We start from the raw sequence: 15584 nt of genomic DNA, 5'->3' as shown, positions 1-15584 counted from the left end.
GGCGGACGGCCCTTCTCGTGCGGCGGGCGGCACGTGAGGGGCCCCCGCCAAACTTATTGCACTCGGCGTGCAACGCGTACACTTGCACTCGCGGTGCAAGAATGTCAACGAGAGGTCGAGGGGCCCACGTGAAACGGACCGAGGCCGCCGCGCCCGTCCCCGACGGGCGCACGGAACGCGGACGGCAGACCCGCGAGAAGATCGCCGACGCGGTGCTGTCGCTGCTCGACGAGAACCAGGCGCACTTCCCCGCCGACAAGGTGGCCGAGCGGGCGGGCGTCTCGCGCCGGCTGGTCTTCCACCACTTCGCGGACATGGCCGAGCTGGCCGAAGTGGCCGTCAACCGGCGCCTGGAACAACTCGCGGCCCAGATCAGGCCGTTGCCCACCGAAGGGCCGCGCGAGGTGCGGGTGGCGGCGCTCACCGAACAGCGCGCGCGCATCCTGGAGGGCGTCACCCCGGCCAGGCTCGCCATCATGCGCCTGGAGAACCCCTCCCCGAGGGTCCAGGAGGCCGTCCGGCAGATGCTGGACTTCGCGCGCCTGCGGCTCACCCAGGTCTTCGCCGCGGAACTCGACCCGCTACCCGAACCCGCCCGCACGGACCTGCTCAACGGCCTGGACGCGGCGACCACATGGAGCACCTGGCACCACTGGCGCGGCTGCGGCCTGGACGTCGGACAGGCACGGCACACCATGGCCGCGACCGTGCACACCCTCCTCGCCGGCGCCGACGCCGGGGCAGGGGCCGACACCGGGGAAGGGGCAGCGGCAGGGGCAGCGGCAACGGCCGGCCCAGACGAGAGCGCGGGCGCGGCCGGATGACCGCGGCCCCGCCGGCCGCGGGCGGCGACCGGCGGGGCCGGGCGGGCGATTCGTCCCACTGCGTCCCGGTTCGCCCCTTGCGGGAGCGGGCACAAGAAGACACATGGGCACACGACGAGGCAGCGGACCGGACCGCGCGGTCGGCGCGGCCGAGGCACGGCGGCTGACCGAGGAGCTGCGGGCGGCGGTGGCGGATGCGCGCACCGCCGCCCTGGTGCTGACCGGCCGGGTGCACGCCGCGTACGGCGGCCGGGTCTGGACGGCGCTCGGCTTCCCCTCCTGGGGCGCCTACGCGATGGCCGAACTCGGCCTGTCCCGGCCGACGGCCTACCGGCTGCTGGACCTCGCGGCGGTGGCCGAGGCGATCGAGGCGACCGTGGAACGCGAGGCCGGGCCCTCGCTCGCACACACCTGGGACTCCTGGCCGGTGCTGTCCGTCCAGGCGGTCGTCGACCTGCGCGGCCGGCTGGCCGAGCTCTCCGACCTGATCGCCGAGCGGCTGGCCCGGGTGCGCGCCGAGGCCGGCGACGCACCGGCGGAGCCCGCCCTGGTCGGCGCCGCCGTCGCCGACGCCGTCACCGAACTGCGCGACCGCCCGGACGTCCCGCCCGTCGACCTCCAGGCCGTCCAGAGCCCCGACGGCCACGACGTCGAGGCCTGGCGCACCGTCGTCGCCCGCGGCCTGGGCGCGCAGCAGCGGCTGCTGGGCGGCTTCCGGGAACTGGGCCTGCTCGCCCTGCGGGTCGCGCCGGGCTACGTCCCGGACCGCGACGCCGAGGGCGTGCTGCACCTGCTCGGCAAGGAGATCGGCAGCACCTGCGAGGAGCTGCTGGCCTGCCGCCGCTACGCGCTGACCGGCGACGCCCGCGCGGTCCAGGGCCGCTGAGGGCGGCGCGCCGAGGGAACCGTCGAGGGAACCGAGCCGTCGAGGCAACCGCCGGGGGGCACCGGCGGTCACGGCCCGGACGGCGGACCCTGCGGAGGGCGGGGCCGGTCCTGCGGCGGGCGGGGCCGGTCCTGGGGCGGGCGGGGCGCCTCGTCTGCGGCCCGGGGGTCCGGGACCTGCGGGTACCGGCCCGGTGCCTGCGCCACGGGCAGGCGGGGCAGGGCGTACGGGTGGTGGTCGCGCAGGAAGCCGACCAGGTGCTCGCGCAGCTCGCAGCGCAGCTCGAAGGCGTCGGCACCGTTCGCCGCCGTGGCGAGCACCCTGACCACGATGGTGGTGGGGGTGGTGTCGACCACCTGCAGGGCGCTGCCCTCGCCGTCCCACAGCTCGTTCTTCGCCAGGAACGCGTCGAACTCCTCCCGCAGCAGGGCGACCGGGGCGTGGTGGTCGAGGTGGAGCAGCGCAGTGCCGGTGATCCGGCTGGAGCGGCGGGACCAGTTCTCGAAGGGGCGGCCGACGAAGTACGACATCGGCATCACCAGCCGCCGCTGGTCCCAGGTCTCGATCACCACCGCCGTCAGGGTGATCTCCTCCACCGTCCCCCACTCGCCCGCCACCACGACCACGTCCCCGATCCGGGCCAGGTCGCCGAAGGCCATCTGCACCCCGGCGAAGACGTTGGCCAGCGTGCTCTGGGCCGCCACACCGGCCACCACGCCGACCAGGCCGGCCGAGGCGAGCAGGCTCGTGCCGATGCCGCGCACCGCCGGGAAGGTCATCAGGACCGCGCCCAGCGTCACCAGCGCCACGATCGCCTGGCCGATCCGGCCGAGCAGGTCGGCCTGGGTGCGGGCGCGGCCGGCCCACACCGGGTCGCGCCGGTGCACCGCGAGCCGGAGGGCGCCGTCCGCGAGCAGCGCCACCACCCGGGCGCACAGCCAGCCGCCTGCGGCGATGGCCAGGATCACCGCCAGGTGGCGCAGCCCTTCGCGGGCGGCGGGCGGCGCGGCGACCCACGGGAGGGCGCCGAGCAGGAGCAGGCACGCCGTCAGCGCCAGGATCGGCATCCGGCACCGGCGCACCAGCCGCGGCACTCCGGTGGTGCTCCCGCGGGCGGCCAGCCGCCGCACCGCGAACTGCGCGATCCGGTCCAGGCCGTACGCGACGAGGAGCGCCGCGGCGCCCGCGAGGACCAGGCGTACCAGACTCCACCACATCGTCCGTTCTTCCCTTCCGCCGTGGGGTCGCCCGCTCGTTTTTCCCGACGGCGCGCGGCCATTCCTGTCCGGTCGGCCCGGTCCGGTCGGCGCGCGCGTACGGCCGTCGGCGCCACCGCGTACGGCGACGGGCCCGGCGGGGAACCCCCCTCGCCGGGCCCGTCGCCGTACGGGTGGTGGTGGCGGGCCGCCGGTCAGGCGCCGGTCAGGCGGGCGGCGTCGAACTCGGCCCAGATCGCCTTGCCCTGACTGTGCGGTTCGGCGCCCCAGCGGTCGGCGATGCGCTGCACGATGACCAGGCCGTGGCCGCCGGGCAGGGCCGGCTGGTGCGGCAGGCGCGGGGCGGGCATGGCCGGGCTGCGGTCGCTGACCTCGACCCGCAGCCGGTCCGCGGCGGCGTCCAGGACCAGTTCCAGCGGGCCGTCGCCGTGCAGCATGGCGTTGGCCACGAGTTCGGCCACCAGCAGGACGACGTCCGCGGCGACGCCGTCGCGGGCGTCCGGCTCGGCGGCGGGGCCGTACCAGTCGCCGAGGGCGTCCAGGGTGAACGTCCTGGCGTGGGCGACCGGTTTGGGGAGCCCTGCCAGGGTCAGCCGCCGGCGCTGGCCGCCGGGGGGCAGCGCGGGCCCGGTCCGGTGGGGATCACCGTCCAGGGTTCCCCGGCTCATCGTCATGTGAGGGCACCCCTTCGGATCGACGGCGGTTGTCGCTTGGTCGGTTTCCCGGCGCTTTCGGGATTATGCACCGGCCCGGGCCCGGGTCGGGTCCGAACGGCGCGGCCCGCGCGGGACCGGCCGCAGGGGGGACCGGGGCCTGCCGGGCTCAGGCCGTCAGGGCCGCTTCGACCGACGGGTGCAGGGAGAACACCGCCTGGGCGCCGGTCAGTTCGAGCACCCGCATGACGGTGGGGGACACCGCGGCCAGGTGCAGGGCCACCCCCTCCTCCGCCGCCGCGAGGCGGGTCTTGAGCAGCAGGTTCAGGCCGGAGGAGTCGCAGAAGCCCACCTGCGCGAGGTCGATCACCAGCGCCCGGGGGCGTTGTGCGACCAGGGCGGTGAGCGCGTCGGCGGCCGGCGCGAGCGTCTCGATGTCGAGGTCGCCCTCCAGTGCGCACACCAGCGCGCCGCCGGCGCCGGGGCGGGTCCGCACCGCGGGCTCCGTCCGGGGCTCGGCGGCCGCCAGGACGGTGTCCCGCCGGTCGTCGTCGGATGGCATCATCGTCGTCCCCTCCATGTCCGTGCCCTCCGACCTTAGGGAGGTCGCGCCCGTCGGCCAAGCAGGGGGGCGTGAACCGGCCCCGCTCCGGGCGGTTTCCCCGCGGCGCACGGTCAGGAGTCCTCCAGGCCCTCGCGCAGGCGTCGCAGGGTGCGGCTCAGCAGCCGGGAGACGTGCATCTGGGACAGCCCGAGGCGTTCGCCGATCTGGGACTGCGTCAGGTCCTCGCAGAAGCGCATCGAGAGGATGCGGCGTTCGCGCTCGGGCAGCGCGGCGACCAGCGGTTTGAGCGCCACCAGGTCCTCGACGAGGGCGAGGTCCCGGTCGTCCTCGCCGAGGCGCTCGCCCAGGGGGCCGGGGCGGTCGTCGTCGTCCGTGCCGGTGTCCAGGGAGCCCGCGGTGTGCGCGTTGGCGGCGGTCATGCCCTCGATCACCTCCTCCGGGGAGAGCCCCAGGCGGTCGGCGAGTTCGGCCACGGTGGGTGCGCGGTCCAGCTCCTGCGCCAGGTCCTCCTGGGCCCGGGCCAGGGTGATGCGCAGTTCCTGGAGGCGGCGCGGGACGTGGACGGCCCAGGTGGTGTCGCGGAAGTGGCGGCGGATCTCGCCGAGGACGGTCGGCACGGCGAAGGTGGTGAACTCGACGCCCAGGCCGGGGTCGAAGCGGTCGATGGCCTTGATCAGGCCGACCGCGCCGACCTGCAGCAGGTCCTCCTGGGGCTCGCGGTGCGTGTGGAAGCGGCGGATCGCGAACCGCACCAGGGACAGGTTCATCTCCACCAGGGTGGCGCGGACGTAGGAGTACTCGCGCGTCCCCTCCTCCAGGGCGGCGAGGCGGCGCAGCAGCACCCGGGTGAGCTCCCGCGCGTCGGCCGGGGCGATCTGCCGCGGGTCGTCGACCGCGGCGAGTTGCGGCGGCAGCAGGCCCTGTGGCCCCGTGTCGGGCACGGCCGGACGGGACGACGGGGCGCCCGTCGACGGATCGGCGGAAACGGGCAGTTCACCAGTGGGCGTGACCATCGGATTCCCTTCCTCGTGTCGGCACGGTCGAACGCCCCGGATACCCGGTGCCCGCCGATCGATGCGGCCTCCCGGGGTGGAGGTTTCGTGAAACCCGTCCGGGAGCGGGGTGGGTGGTCGGCGAACCGCCCGCCCCCCGTACTGTACCTACTGGTACGTACCGTGCCGCGCTCCCGGACGCCGTCAGGCCGTGGGGTGGTGGAGCTTGCGGGCGGCGGTGCGGATGGCCAGCGTGTACGGGGTGTCGAGGGCGCGGGTGGGGGCGTCGAGTTCGTCGAAGGGCACCAGGGCCCGGTGGGTGTCGTCGGTGGCCTGGGTCCAGGCGGTCCAGGCGTTGTGGACGTCCTCGTCGGTGACCGCTTCGCCCTTGGCCTGGAGCAGGACGGCGTAGATGCGGAACAGGTCGTCGGAGCCCGCGGGAGGTCTCGCCTCCGTGGGCAGGCAGTCGCGGATCAGGTCGGCGATCGGGTCGAGGTGGCTCATGGGGACAGTGTGCCGCTGACCAGGGTGCCGGTGAGGAGGATCAGGTGGGCCGCCGCGAAGACGACCGGCACGGCCCGCTCGGTGGTGCCGAGTTCGGTGTAGTGCTTGTGCCAACGGCCGCGGCGGGAGGCGTTCCTGAGGGTGTCCCACTCGTCGGTGTAGATCCGCGCGGCGAGTTCGTCCTCCAGGGCGTTGATGACCTTGAACTTGGCGGCGTTGAGGTCCCGGTAGCTGCGCAGTTGCATCCACCAGGCGACGGAGAGGGTGATGCCGGCCAGCGCCACGGCCGTCGGCACCCACCACGGGGACTCGGAGAGCCGGGGTATGCCGAATCCGATCAGGGTGACCAGGGCGGTCTGCACGGACAGGAAGAAGGTGTTCGCGGTGCCCCGGCGGGCCGAGACGCGGTCGGCCATCTCCACGGCGAGCTTGTAGAGCTCCAGCAGTTCGCTCGGTCGGTCCGGCGGCGGCGGCACGGTCATCGCGGCTCCCTCGGGCGGGCGGGGCGGGCGAGACGGCGGGGACGAACCGTTCGGGCACGGTGGCGCCCCGCCGTCACTGATGCGACGTCACTTCCCTTGCGGCGGGGCGTTCTACCGGCCGCGCGGGACCGGTCCGGCGACCGTGCGGCTCACGGCTCAGGCCGCGGGGACGGGCTCCAGGCGGTAGGCGTCGCCGTGGATGCGGACGCGCCCGGCGGTGGGCGGGGCGAAGTGGGTGCCCAGCAGGAGGGTCCCGGTGTCGGCGAGCGAGGCGAGCAGGTCGTGGCGGGTGACCCGGGAGCGCTCGGGGTCGATGTCGACGCAGGCGCCGACGGCGGGGTGGGCGAGCTGGACGGGGTGGTGGACGCAGTCGCCGGTGATCAGCGCGGTGCGGCCGCGGCTGGTCAGTTCGACGGCGACGTGGCCCGGGGTGTGGCCGGGGGTGGGCAGCAGGCGCAGGCCGGGGGCGACGGCGAGGCCCTCGGCGGGGACGTCGAGGAGGTCGAGCAGGCCGGCCTGCTCGACCGGGAGGACGGAGTCCTCGAACATCTGCCGGCGTGCGTCCTCCATCGGGTATCCGGCCCAGAACTCCCGCTCGGTGCGGGAGGTGAGGTAGCGGGCGCCGGGGAAGGTGGGGACCCAGCGGCCGTCCACGCTGCGGGTGTTCCAGCCGACGTGGTCGGCGTGCAGGTGGGTGAGGATCACCAGGTCGACGGCGTCGGCGGGGAAGCCGGCGGCGGCCAGGCGCTGCTCGTAGTCGGTGTCCAGGTCGTGCCAGGCGGGGTTGGCGCGCTGCTTGCCGTTGCCGATGCCGGTGTCGACGAGGACGCGCAGGCCGCCCACGGTGAACGCGAAGGTGTGGCTGGCCAGGCGCAGCGTGCCGTCCGGGTCGGCGAAGTGGGGGTGCAGCCAGTCCTGACCGGTCACCAGCTCGGGGGTGGCGTCGGGCAGGAGCCAGGGGCCGGTCTCGCGGGGCAGGGCGATCTCGTCGATGCGGTGGACGGTGATGTCGCCGACGGTCCAGGTCGGGGCGGATGCGGATGCGGGAGCGGGGGTGGCGGCGGGGGCGGGCATGGGCTGCTCCTTCGGTGCGGGCGGCGGCCCGGGGGCCGGACCGATCTAAACGCAACGCGTTTGCGTTAGGAAGACGGTAGAACCTACAGTCACCTAAAGCAAACCGTTAGCTTTTGGAAGGGGAGGACCCATGCCCACCGACGACCTCACCCCGCCGGAGGCGGCCCGCCAGGCCGCCCGCGCCGGCGTCCCGCTGCCCGCCGACCGGCACGCCGCGGTCGCGGCCACCGCCGAGCACATCCGCTCGGTGGTCGCCGTCCTGCGGGAGCTGGACCTCGCGGACACCCCGCCGGCCGCCGCCTACCGCGCGGTGCCCGACCACGGCACGGAGGTGGCGTGATGCAGCCGTACGAGCTGTCACTGGCCGCCGCCGCGCGGGAGATCGGCGCCCGGCGCCTGTCCCCCGTCGACCTGGTGGAGTCGGTCCTCGACCGCATCGAGCGCGTCGAGCCCGGCCTCGGCGCCTACGCCGAGGTCACCGCCGAGCGGGCGCGCGAGGGGGCGCGCGAGGCGGAACGGGAGATCGCCCGCAGCGGGCCGCGCGGGCCGCTGCACGGCGTCCCGGTCGCCCTGAAGGACCTGATCGACGTCGCGGGCCTGGCCACCGGGGCCGGCTCCCTGGTCCGCGAGGGCCACCGCGCGGACGCCGACGCCACCGTGACCGCCCGGCTCGCGGCGGCCGGCGCCGTCCTCGTCGGCAAGACCCACACCCACGAGTTCGCGTACGGCCTGGTCACCCCGCGGACCCGCAACGCCTGGGACCGCGAGCGGATCGCCGGCGGCTCCAGCGGCGGCTCGGCGGCCGCCGTGGCCGCGGGCGCGGCGCCCTTCACCCTGGGCACCGACACCGGCGGGTCGATCCGGGTGCCCGCCGCGCTCAACGGCGTCGTCGGCCTCAAGCCCACCTACGGGCTGATCCCCCGCCACGGCGTCACCCCGCTGTCCTGGTCGCTGGACCACGTCGGACCGCTCACCCGCACCGCCGAGGACGCCGCCCTCGTGCTGGCCGCCCTGGCCGGCCACGACCCGCGCGACCCCGCCTCGCTCGACGTCCCCGCCCCCGACCACCGGCCCCACCCGGACGACGACCTGACCGGCCTTCGCGTCGGCGTGCCGCGCACCTACTACTTCGACCGCGTCACCGAGCCGGTGGAGAGCGCCGTCCGCCGGGCCGTCGGACACCTGGCGGAGCTCGGCGCCACGCTCGTCCCGGTCGACATCCCGCTCACCCGCTACATCCGGGCCACCCACTGGGGCCTGATGGTCCCCGAGGCGACCGCCTACCACGAGGCCGCCCTGCGCTCGGCACCCGAACGCTACGGGGAGGACGTCCGCGTCCTGCTGGAGGCCGGGGCACTGATGAGCGCCACGGATCACCTGCGCGCCCAGCGCGCCCGGACCCTGATGCGGCAGGAGTGGGCGCGGCTGTGGGAGCAGGTCGACGTGATCGCCGCCCCGGCCGTCCCGATGACCGCCGTGCCGGCCGGCCAGGAGAGCGTCGAGTGGCCCGACGGCACCACCGAGAGCGTCCCCGACGCCTACGTCCGGCTGTCCGCCCCCGCCAACATCACCGGCGCACCCGCCCTGTCCCTGCCCGTCGGCCACGACCCGGCCGGCCTGCCGATCGGCATGCAGCTGCTCGCCCGCCCCCTGGGCGAACACACCCTGCTGCGGGTCGCCCAGGCCCACGAGCGCACCCACCCGGTCCGCACCCTCGCCCCGGCGGCCGGCTGACGGGCGGGGCGGGCCGGGCGGGGAGCCGGGCCGGGTCGCGGGAGCCGGGCCGGGCGGCCGGGGTGGCGCCGGGCCGGGCTAAAAGCAACGGCTGCGCTTTAAGATGGCCCCATGAGTGGCAGGCAGATGGTGCGCCCCGGCGGGCGCAGCGCCCGGGTCCAGGCGGCGGTGCACACCGCCGTGCGCGAGCTGCTGGCGGAGGCGGGCCGGGACGGGCTGACGGTGCCGATGGTCGCCCAGCGGGCCGGGGTCACCCCCTCGACGGTCTACCGCCGCTGGGGCGACCTGCAGGAGCTGCTGTCGGACGTCGCGGTGGAGCGCCTGCGGCCCGACACCGCGCCGGCGGACCACGGCGACCTGCGGCGCGACCTGACGGCCTGGGCCGAGCAGTTCCTCGACGAGATGGCCTCCCCCGCGGGCCGCGCCTACGTGCGCGACGCCCTGCTCGGCGATCCCGACGGCGGCAACGCCGGCCGGTGCTCGGCCTACGCCGCCGACCAGCTCGACACCGTGTTCGCCCGCGCCCGCGAACGCGGGGAGCAGCCGCCCGGGGTCGAGGAGGCGGTGGACCGCGTCGTCGCCCCGTTGATGTACCGGATCCTCTTCCGCCCGGCCGGGCTCGACGCCGCGTACGCCGGCCGGCTGGTCACCGGTCTCCTCGGCGCCTGACCCGCCGCCGGCCGGGGACGCGCACCGCGCCCGGCCGGGGTCAGCAGGGCCCCCGGCCGTACACCCCGGCCGTGGCCGTCGCCGTCGCCGTCGCCGTCGCCGTGGCCCGCGCCGGCGTGGCCGCTGCCGCTGCCCCGGGGGCCGCCGTGGCCGGGAGGGCCCGCAGGGCCGCCAGGGCGCCCGCCTCGCCCTCGCCGTACTGGTGGGCGCGGGCGGCGCGGACGGCGGCTTCGAGGTGGAGGGCGGCTTCCTCCGGGTGGCCGGTGGCGGCGAGGGCGCGGCCGTAGAGGGTCTGCAGCAGGACACGGCGGGCGGCGGGGAAGGGCGGTTCGGCGACGGCCAGGCCGCGGGCGGCGTGGTGGGCGGCGTCCTCGGGGGCGCCGGCGCTCAGGCACTCCTGGGCGAGGTGCTGGCGGGCGAGGGCGACCAGGTCCGCGCGCCCGGCCCGCTCGGACAGCGAGAGGGCGCGCACCAGCAGGCCGCGGACCCGCGCGTTGGGACCGTAGCGGCCGAGGGCGACGGCCAGGTTCATCAGGGCGACGGCCTGGGCGGTGCCGTCGCCGGCCCGGGCGGCGAGGTCGGGGGCGCGTTCCAGGTGGACGAGGGCCTGCTCGTGGCGGCCCTCCTCCAGCAGGACCCAGCCGAGCAGGGCTCGGGCGCGGGACTGGGCGGCCGGGTCGTCGTCGGCCTCGGCGGCGGCCAGGCCGTGTTCGAGCAGCGGCACCCAGCCGTCCCGGACCTGCCACACGATCAGCGGCCACTGCAGCAGGACCAGGCGCCAGGCCCGGTCGTGCAGTCCGGCCGCGACCGCCGCCTCGACCGCGCCGCGCAGGGTGTCGCGCTCGGCGGTGTACCAGGCGAGCGAGCTCGCACGGTCCGGGAAGGGGCGGACGTCGGCGGGGCGCCGGGTGCCGGGCGGCAGGGTGCAGCAGGGTTCGCTGCCCGGTTCGGCGGCGTCGCAGGCGGCGACCAGGGTGTTCAGCAGGTGGTCGAGCAGGCGCGGCAGCACCTCGTCGTCGATGTCGCCGGGCAGGCTGCGGGCGTAGAGGCGGACGAGGTCGTGGAGGGCGTAGGCGTCGCGGCCGATCTCGACGAGGAGGTGGGCGGTGGCGAGCCGGCCGAGGGCGCCGGAGGCCTCGGCGGGGCTGCAGTCGGCGAGGGCGGCGGCGGTGCGGCTGTCGAGGGTGGTGCCGGTGTGGGTGCCGAGGCGGTGGAACATCCGGCGGGCGGAGCCGGGCAGGTGCTGGACGGTGAGGGCGAGGGCGGCGGCGACGCTGGTGTCCTCGACGTCGAGGATGCCCAGCCGGCCCTGTTCGTCGGCCAGTTCGTCGGCGAGGCCGGCCAGGTCGCGGGCCGGGCCGGTGGCGACGCGGGCGGCGGCCAGGCGCAGGGCGAGCGGCAGGCCGTCGCACAGGCCGGCCAGGCGGGCGGCGGCTTCGGGTTCGGCGGCGACCAGGTCGGCGCCGAGGGTGGCGGCGAGCAGGGTGACGGCCTGCGGCGGTGACAGTTCGGCGAGCGGGACGGGGCGGGCGGCGTCGGAGGCGACCAGGCCGCCGAGCCGGTCGCGGCTGGTGACCAGGGTGATGCAGCCGTCGCCGTCGGGCAGCAGCGGGCGGACCTGGTCGGAGCGGCGGGCGTTGTCCAGGACGATGAGCATCCTGCGCTCGGCGGTCAGTTCGCGGTAGCGGGCGGCCAGGGCCTCGGGGGTCGCGGGCATCTGCTCGGCGGGCAGGCCGAGGCCGAGCAGCAGTTCGCGCAGGACGGCGGGGGTGGAGCGTTCGGGCAGCGGGCTGTGGCCGCACAGGTCGACGAACAGCCGGCCGTCGGGGAAGTCGCCTTGGCGGCGGTGGGCCCAGTACAGGGCGAGGGTGGTCTTGCCGACGCCGGCGCCGCCGGTGACGACGGCGATCGCGCCGGGGCCGGCGGTGGCCCGGTCGAGCGCGGCCAGTTCGTCCTCCCGGCCGGAGAAGCCGCGCGGGCGGCGGGGGAAGGGCCAGGGCGTGGCGCGCGGCGGTCGGAGCGCGGGGGCGGGCCCGGCGGCGGCGGGGACGGGGACGGGCGGCGCGACCGGGGCGGCGGCGGTGACCGGGGCGGCCGGGGTGGCCGGGGCGGGGGTGGGTGCGGGTGCGGGTGCGGCGGTGCCGCGTACGGGCTCCGGGGCGGGTTCGGCGGTGCCGCGTCCGGGCGCCGGGGTGTCGGCGCAGGACGGGCCGCCGACGGTGGGCACCCGCGGCGGCGGGACCCGGCCGGGCCGCAGGGCGGCGGCGTCGGTGCGCAGCAGGCAGTCGTAGGCCTCGACGAGTTCGGGGCCGGGGTCGATGCCCAGTTCCTCGGCCAGGGCCCGGCGGGTGCGGTGGAACCAGTCGAGCGCCTCCGAGCGCCGCCCGGCCCGGCCGAGTGCCAGGACGAGCGCGGTGACCAGCGGCTCGCGCAGCGGGTTCATGGTGGCCTCGGTGGACAGCACGCCGGCCGCCGCGCCGTGGTCGCCGAGCCGGCCGTGGGCGCGGGCGAGTTCCTCGACGGCGGCGAGGCGCAGTTCCTCCAGGGCGTGCGCGGCGCACTGCAGCGGGACGCTGGGGGCGGTGCCGGCGAGTGCGGGGCCGCGCCACAGCGCGAGTGCCTCCTGGAGCGCGGCGATCGTGTCGGCGGGGTCGGGGGTGGACCGGGCGGAGCGCAGGAGGTGTTCGAAGCGGGCGGTGTCCACCGCGAGTTCGGGCACCCGCAGCTGGTAGGCGCCGCCGTCGGTGACCAGTTCGACGCCGCCGTCGGGCGCGCCGTGCGCGGCGAGCAGGGCGCGCAGGCCCGAGATGTGGTTGTGGATGACGGTGCGTGAGTGCCGGGGCGGTTCCTCGTCCCAGAGGGTCTCGGTGAGGCGGTCGACGGTGACCGGCGCGCCGGGGTTCAGCAGCAGCATGGCCAGCAGGCTGCGGCGCTTGGCGGACCCGGTCGGAAGCTCCCGACCGTCCGGGGCCACCGCGGCCACCGAGCCCAGCAGTCGGAAATCCAAGACCCGCCCCTCATTCATGTGACAAGCATATGACGACGGACGGCATGTCGATCACGGGAGCCGCCCGGGCGGCGGGACGCCGCCCGCCGGATGACCGAAGCGTGCGCGGTGATCCGTCCCGGCCGCCAGCCGTCCCGGGCAGTCCGGGACGCTGGAACGCCCGGGCAGGCTCTGACCAGGCATGATGCCGGGCCCCTGGAACGCACGGACGGGACGCGGCGATTCGGCGGAACACCCGGCGGCCACCAGAATGGTGCGGAACATTACCCGGAAGTACAGAGAAAGCGATACCTCATCATGGATCTCGGCGTGCGCTGGAAGCTGCACGGTGACGGGCGCACGCCCGCACCGGGGGCGGTGGTCCGCCCCGACGAACGGCTCTCCTGGCCCCGTACCGCAGGACTGGGCGCCCAGCACGTGGTGGCGATGTTCGGGGCCAGCTTCGTGGCGCCCGTCCTGATGGGGCTCGACCCGAACCTCGCGATCATGATGTCCGGCGTGGCGACCGTGATCTTCCTGCTGGCCACCCGCGGCCGGGTGCCCAGCTACCTGGGCTGCTCGCTGTCCTTCGTGGGCGTCGCCGCGGTGATCCGGGCGCAGGGCGGCACCAGCGCGACGGTGACCGGCGCGGTGTTCGTCGTGGCCGCGGTGCTGTTCCTGGTGGGCCTGGCGGTCCAGCGGTTCGGGGCGCGGATCATCCACGCGGCGATGCCGCCGATCGTCACCGGCGCGGTGGTCATGCTGATCGGCTTCAACCTGGCCCCGGTGACGGCGTCGACGTACTGGCCGCAGGACCAGTGGACGGCGCTGCTGGTGATGTTCTTCACCGGGCTGGCCGTGGTGGGCCTGCGCGGCTTCTGGTCGCGGGTGGCGATCTTCCTGGGGCTGGTCTTCGGGTACGGGATCTCCTGGCTGTTCGACCGGGTCTTCGGGAAGATCCACTCGGTGGACGCGAGCGGGCACATGACCGACCACTGGCGGCTGGACCTGTCGGGCGTCGGCAACGCCGACTGGGTCGGCCTGCCCACCCTGCACGGCCCGTCCTTCCAGTGGTCCGCGATCCTGGTCGCGCTGCCCGTGGTGATCGCGCTGGTCGCGGAGAACGCCGGACACGTCAAGGCCGTCGGCGAGATGACGGGCGCGAACCTGGACGACAAGCTGGGCACCGCGATCTCGGCGGACGGCGTGGCCTCCATGCTCTCCACCGCCGTCGGCGGCCCGCCCAACACCACGTACTCGGAGAACATCGGCGTGATGGCCGCGACCCGGGTCTACTCCACCGCCGCGTACTGGGCGGCGGCCTGCTTCGCCCTGCTGTTCGGCATCTGCCCGAAGTTCGGCGCCGTCGTCGCCGCGATCCCCGGCGGAGTACTGGGCGGCATCACCGTCATCCTGTACGGCATGATCGGCCTGCTCGGCGCGCAGATCTGGACCAAGTCCGGGGTGGACCTGCGCAATCCGCTCAACCTGGTGCCGGCCGCGGCGGGCATCATCATCGGCATCGGCAACGTGACGCTGAAGTTCACCGACACCTTCAGCCTCAGCGGCATCGCCCTGGGCACCCTCGTGGTCATCACCGGCTACCACGCGCTGCGGGCGCTCGCCCCCGCCCACCTCAAGACGCAGGAGCCGCTGCTGGACGAGGGCACCTCCTCGTACGACGAGCAGGCCGCCGAGGGCGGCAGCTGACGGCTCGCGAGGACACGGGCGGAAGTGGCCCCGGGGTTACTTCCGCCCGTGATTCCGCCTGGTTCGCGGGCCCGACGGATGGTCGAATCGCTGCATACGCCCACGCCGACCGTCCGACCACCCCGGGAGAGGCATGTCCGACCTGACCGACCGCCGCAAGCTCGCCTACGGGAGCGTGGCAGCCGCCGTGCTCGCACTCTCCTGGGCCTCGGTGACCCCCAGCAGCGCGGCGGGGCAGGTCCTGTGGACCCCGAACACCGGCAAGGGGGCGTCCTCCTTCGCCGCCGTGCAGTGCGCCTCGGGAAACTTCAAGGTCGTGAACGACACCGCCAAGGGCAAGGTGTGGCGGGCCTACCAGGCCGCCGGGCAGGAACGCTGCGAGACGCTGAGCCCCGACCTGAAGAACGGCGACACCTTCTACCTGGGCTGGTCGTCCAAAGTGGACATCAAGGACGCCAACAGCCGCTACGTCTTCCAGCTGAAGTGCGACCCCAGCACCGACACGGCCAACCACCCGATCGAGATCGACGCGACCAACGGCCGCATCCGGCTCCAGGAGTGGGACACCGACCACGTCTCGCACACCCTGTGGACCGCGCCGACGGCCAACGGCCAGTGGCACTCCTACGCGCTGAAGATCCGCCTGGGCCGCACCGACGGAACGATCGACTTCTGGTTCGACGGCAAGAAGCAGACCTTCACCACCGGCTCGGGCACCTTCAAGGGCACCACCTGGGACGGCAACCGCAACTACCTCAAGTGGGGCTCGTACCACGAGTCCACGGGCGACGCCACGAACACCTTCACCAGCCCGGTGATGGCCACCACGCTGGAGGCCGCCACCGCCGGCTCGTAAGAGGGGCGCGGAAACGTCCGCAGGTCCGGACCGCATGTGGGAGCGGCCCGGGCCTGCGGCATGTCAGGGCTGCTCGTGCTCCGCGTCCCGCTCGCGCGTCCAGCGCAGCATCGCCTTCACCTTGGCCAAGCTCTCGGGGCGTACCGGGGCCGTGCTCTCCGCGACGACCAGCGGATACTGCCGTGCCACCGGGAGCAGCTCGTCGTAACGCGGATCCCCCGGCACGAACTTGTGCCACCCGTCGTAGAAGAAGCCCTCCGGAGCCTTTCCGCCGTACTGCTGCCAGATGGTGACGCCGTCGGCGTCGAGCCTCGGGTGCCCGGTGACGTGGTAGGGCTCGGAATCAGAATGCTCGCTCAAATACCCCTCCAGAATCTGCGCCGCCCCGCAGCTTGCGCGGCAGTACCTGCGAACAAACCGGTCCCACGGGTC

16 protein-coding genes are annotated in these 15584 nt (G+C 75.3%); 7 read left to right on the top strand and 9 right to left on the bottom strand.

Annotated features, from left to right (window positions below):
* Window positions 1-128 precede the first annotated feature (128 nt).
* Together ABT048_RS03000 and ABT048_RS02995 are read left to right on the top strand one after the other, a co-directional pair.
* The gene (locus ABT048_RS03000; RefSeq protein WP_350519539.1) at window positions 129-824 is read left to right on the top strand and encodes a TetR/AcrR family transcriptional regulator; all 696 of its coding nucleotides are present in this window, start codon (window positions 129-131) and stop codon (window positions 822-824) included.
* 103 nt (window positions 825-927) lie between these two features.
* On the top strand, window positions 928-1710 hold the full coding sequence (locus tag ABT048_RS02995; RefSeq protein ID WP_350519538.1) for a hypothetical protein: 783 nt from the start codon (window positions 928-930) through the stop codon (window positions 1708-1710).
* Between the two features lie 68 nt (window positions 1711-1778).
* Here the strand turns inward: ABT048_RS02995 and ABT048_RS02990 are convergent, their stop codons facing one another.
* From ABT048_RS02990 to ABT048_RS02960, 7 genes are all read right to left on the bottom strand, one after another.
* A complete protein-coding gene (locus tag ABT048_RS02990) occupies window positions 1779-2927 on the bottom strand; it encodes a mechanosensitive ion channel family protein (RefSeq protein WP_350519537.1) in 1149 nt (382 codons plus the stop codon).
* A 194-nt stretch (window positions 2928-3121) separates the two neighbouring features.
* Window positions 3122-3601 carry an ATP-binding protein gene (locus tag ABT048_RS02985; protein WP_350519536.1) on the bottom strand — a complete coding sequence of 160 codons (480 nt, stop codon included), beginning with the start codon at window positions 3599-3601 and terminating at the stop codon, window positions 3122-3124.
* A gap of 148 nt (window positions 3602-3749) precedes the next feature.
* On the bottom strand, window positions 3750-4145 hold the full coding sequence (locus tag ABT048_RS02980) for an STAS domain-containing protein (RefSeq protein WP_350519535.1): 396 nt from the start codon (window positions 4143-4145) through the stop codon (window positions 3750-3752).
* A gap of 110 nt (window positions 4146-4255) precedes the next feature.
* Entirely contained in the window at window positions 4256-5158 is a 903-nt protein-coding gene (locus ABT048_RS02975; protein ID WP_350519534.1) for a SigB/SigF/SigG family RNA polymerase sigma factor, read from the bottom strand.
* A 183-nt stretch (window positions 5159-5341) separates the two neighbouring features.
* The gene (locus ABT048_RS02970) at window positions 5342-5641 is read right to left on the bottom strand and encodes a DUF7701 domain-containing protein (RefSeq protein WP_350519533.1); all 300 of its coding nucleotides are present in this window, start codon (window positions 5639-5641) and stop codon (window positions 5342-5344) included.
* Window positions 5638-6123: a RipA family octameric membrane protein gene (locus tag ABT048_RS02965; RefSeq protein WP_350519532.1), complete on the bottom strand. Its 486-nt coding sequence runs from the start codon at window positions 6121-6123 to the stop codon at window positions 5638-5640. The genes ABT048_RS02970 and ABT048_RS02965 overlap by 4 nt, the downstream gene beginning before the upstream one ends.
* 156 nt (window positions 6124-6279) lie before the next feature.
* Window positions 6280-7197 carry an MBL fold metallo-hydrolase gene (locus ABT048_RS02960; protein WP_350519531.1) on the bottom strand — a complete coding sequence of 306 codons (918 nt, stop codon included), beginning with the start codon at window positions 7195-7197 and terminating at the stop codon, window positions 6280-6282.
* A gap of 130 nt (window positions 7198-7327) precedes the next feature.
* Here ABT048_RS02960 and ABT048_RS02955 point away from each other — a divergent pair, with 130 nt between their 5' ends.
* The 3 genes from ABT048_RS02955 (at window position 7328) to ABT048_RS02945 (ending at window position 9600) form a co-directional block, all read left to right on the top strand.
* On the top strand, window positions 7328-7537 hold the full coding sequence (locus tag ABT048_RS02955) for a hypothetical protein (protein ID WP_350519530.1): 210 nt from the start codon (window positions 7328-7330) through the stop codon (window positions 7535-7537).
* A complete protein-coding gene (locus tag ABT048_RS02950) occupies window positions 7537-8931 on the top strand; it encodes an amidase (RefSeq protein ID WP_350519529.1) in 1395 nt (464 codons plus the stop codon). The genes ABT048_RS02955 and ABT048_RS02950 overlap by 1 nt, the downstream gene beginning before the upstream one ends.
* Window positions 8932-9042: 111 nt before the next feature.
* Window positions 9043-9600, top strand: coding sequence for a TetR/AcrR family transcriptional regulator (locus ABT048_RS02945; RefSeq protein WP_350519528.1), 558 nt, complete (start codon window positions 9043-9045; stop codon window positions 9598-9600).
* A gap of 40 nt (window positions 9601-9640) precedes the next feature.
* Here ABT048_RS02945 and ABT048_RS02940 read toward each other — a convergent pair whose 3' ends face one another.
* A complete protein-coding gene (locus ABT048_RS02940) occupies window positions 9641-12607 on the bottom strand; it encodes an AfsR/SARP family transcriptional regulator (protein ID WP_350519527.1) in 2967 nt (988 codons plus the stop codon).
* A gap of 297 nt (window positions 12608-12904) precedes the next feature.
* On the opposite strand from ABT048_RS02940, the gene ABT048_RS02935 reads away from it, so the two are divergent.
* Window positions 12905-14296 carry a uracil-xanthine permease family protein gene (locus ABT048_RS02935; protein WP_350519526.1) on the top strand — a complete coding sequence of 464 codons (1392 nt, stop codon included), beginning with the start codon at window positions 12905-12907 and terminating at the stop codon, window positions 14294-14296.
* A gap of 133 nt (window positions 14297-14429) precedes the next feature.
* Window positions 14430-15152: a polysaccharide lyase family protein gene (locus tag ABT048_RS02930; protein WP_350519525.1), complete on the top strand. Its 723-nt coding sequence runs from the start codon at window positions 14430-14432 to the stop codon at window positions 15150-15152.
* Window positions 15153-15215: 63 nt separating this feature from the next.
* Here the strand turns inward: ABT048_RS02930 and ABT048_RS02925 are convergent, their stop codons facing one another.
* A complete protein-coding gene (locus ABT048_RS02925; protein ID WP_350519524.1) occupies window positions 15216-15512 on the bottom strand; it encodes a hypothetical protein in 297 nt (98 codons plus the stop codon).
* Between the last annotated feature and the right edge of the window lie 72 nt (window positions 15513-15584).

It is taken from the genome of Kitasatospora sp. NPDC096140, assembly GCF_040303045.1.
Classification (GTDB): domain Bacteria; phylum Actinomycetota; class Actinomycetes; order Streptomycetales; family Streptomycetaceae; genus Kitasatospora.
Note: the sequence above shows the minus strand (reverse complement) of the source record. Positions and strands in the feature narration are given on the sequence as shown.

Excerpts from the sequence above, each read along its gene's own strand:
- ABT048_RS02975 (WP_350519534.1), bottom strand. The coding sequence starts at position 5,158 with ATGGTCACGCCCACTGGTGAACTGCCCGTTTCCGCCGATCCGTCGACG.
- ABT048_RS02990 (WP_350519537.1), bottom strand. The coding sequence starts at position 2,927 with ATGTGGTGGAGTCTGGTACGCCTGGTCCTCGCGGGCGCCGCGGCGCTC.
- ABT048_RS02970 (WP_350519533.1), bottom strand. The coding sequence starts at position 5,641 with ATGAGCCACCTCGACCCGATCGCCGACCTGATCCGCGACTGCCTGCCC.
- ABT048_RS02995 (WP_350519538.1), top strand. The coding sequence starts at position 928 with ATGGGCACACGACGAGGCAGCGGACCGGACCGCGCGGTCGGCGCGGCC.
- ABT048_RS02955 (WP_350519530.1), top strand. The coding sequence starts at position 7,328 with ATGCCCACCGACGACCTCACCCCGCCGGAGGCGGCCCGCCAGGCCGCC.
- ABT048_RS02960 (WP_350519531.1), bottom strand. The coding sequence starts at position 7,197 with ATGCCCGCCCCCGCCGCCACCCCCGCTCCCGCATCCGCATCCGCCCCG.
- ABT048_RS02965 (WP_350519532.1), bottom strand. The coding sequence starts at position 6,123 with ATGACCGTGCCGCCGCCGCCGGACCGACCGAGCGAACTGCTGGAGCTC.
- ABT048_RS02945 (WP_350519528.1), top strand. The coding sequence starts at position 9,043 with ATGAGTGGCAGGCAGATGGTGCGCCCCGGCGGGCGCAGCGCCCGGGTC.
- ABT048_RS02980 (WP_350519535.1), bottom strand. The coding sequence starts at position 4,145 with ATGATGCCATCCGACGACGACCGGCGGGACACCGTCCTGGCGGCCGCC.
- ABT048_RS02950 (WP_350519529.1), top strand. The coding sequence starts at position 7,537 with ATGCAGCCGTACGAGCTGTCACTGGCCGCCGCCGCGCGGGAGATCGGC.
- ABT048_RS02935 (WP_350519526.1), top strand. The coding sequence starts at position 12,905 with ATGGATCTCGGCGTGCGCTGGAAGCTGCACGGTGACGGGCGCACGCCC.
- ABT048_RS02930 (WP_350519525.1), top strand. The coding sequence starts at position 14,430 with ATGTCCGACCTGACCGACCGCCGCAAGCTCGCCTACGGGAGCGTGGCA.
- ABT048_RS02985 (WP_350519536.1), bottom strand. The coding sequence starts at position 3,601 with ATGACGATGAGCCGGGGAACCCTGGACGGTGATCCCCACCGGACCGGG.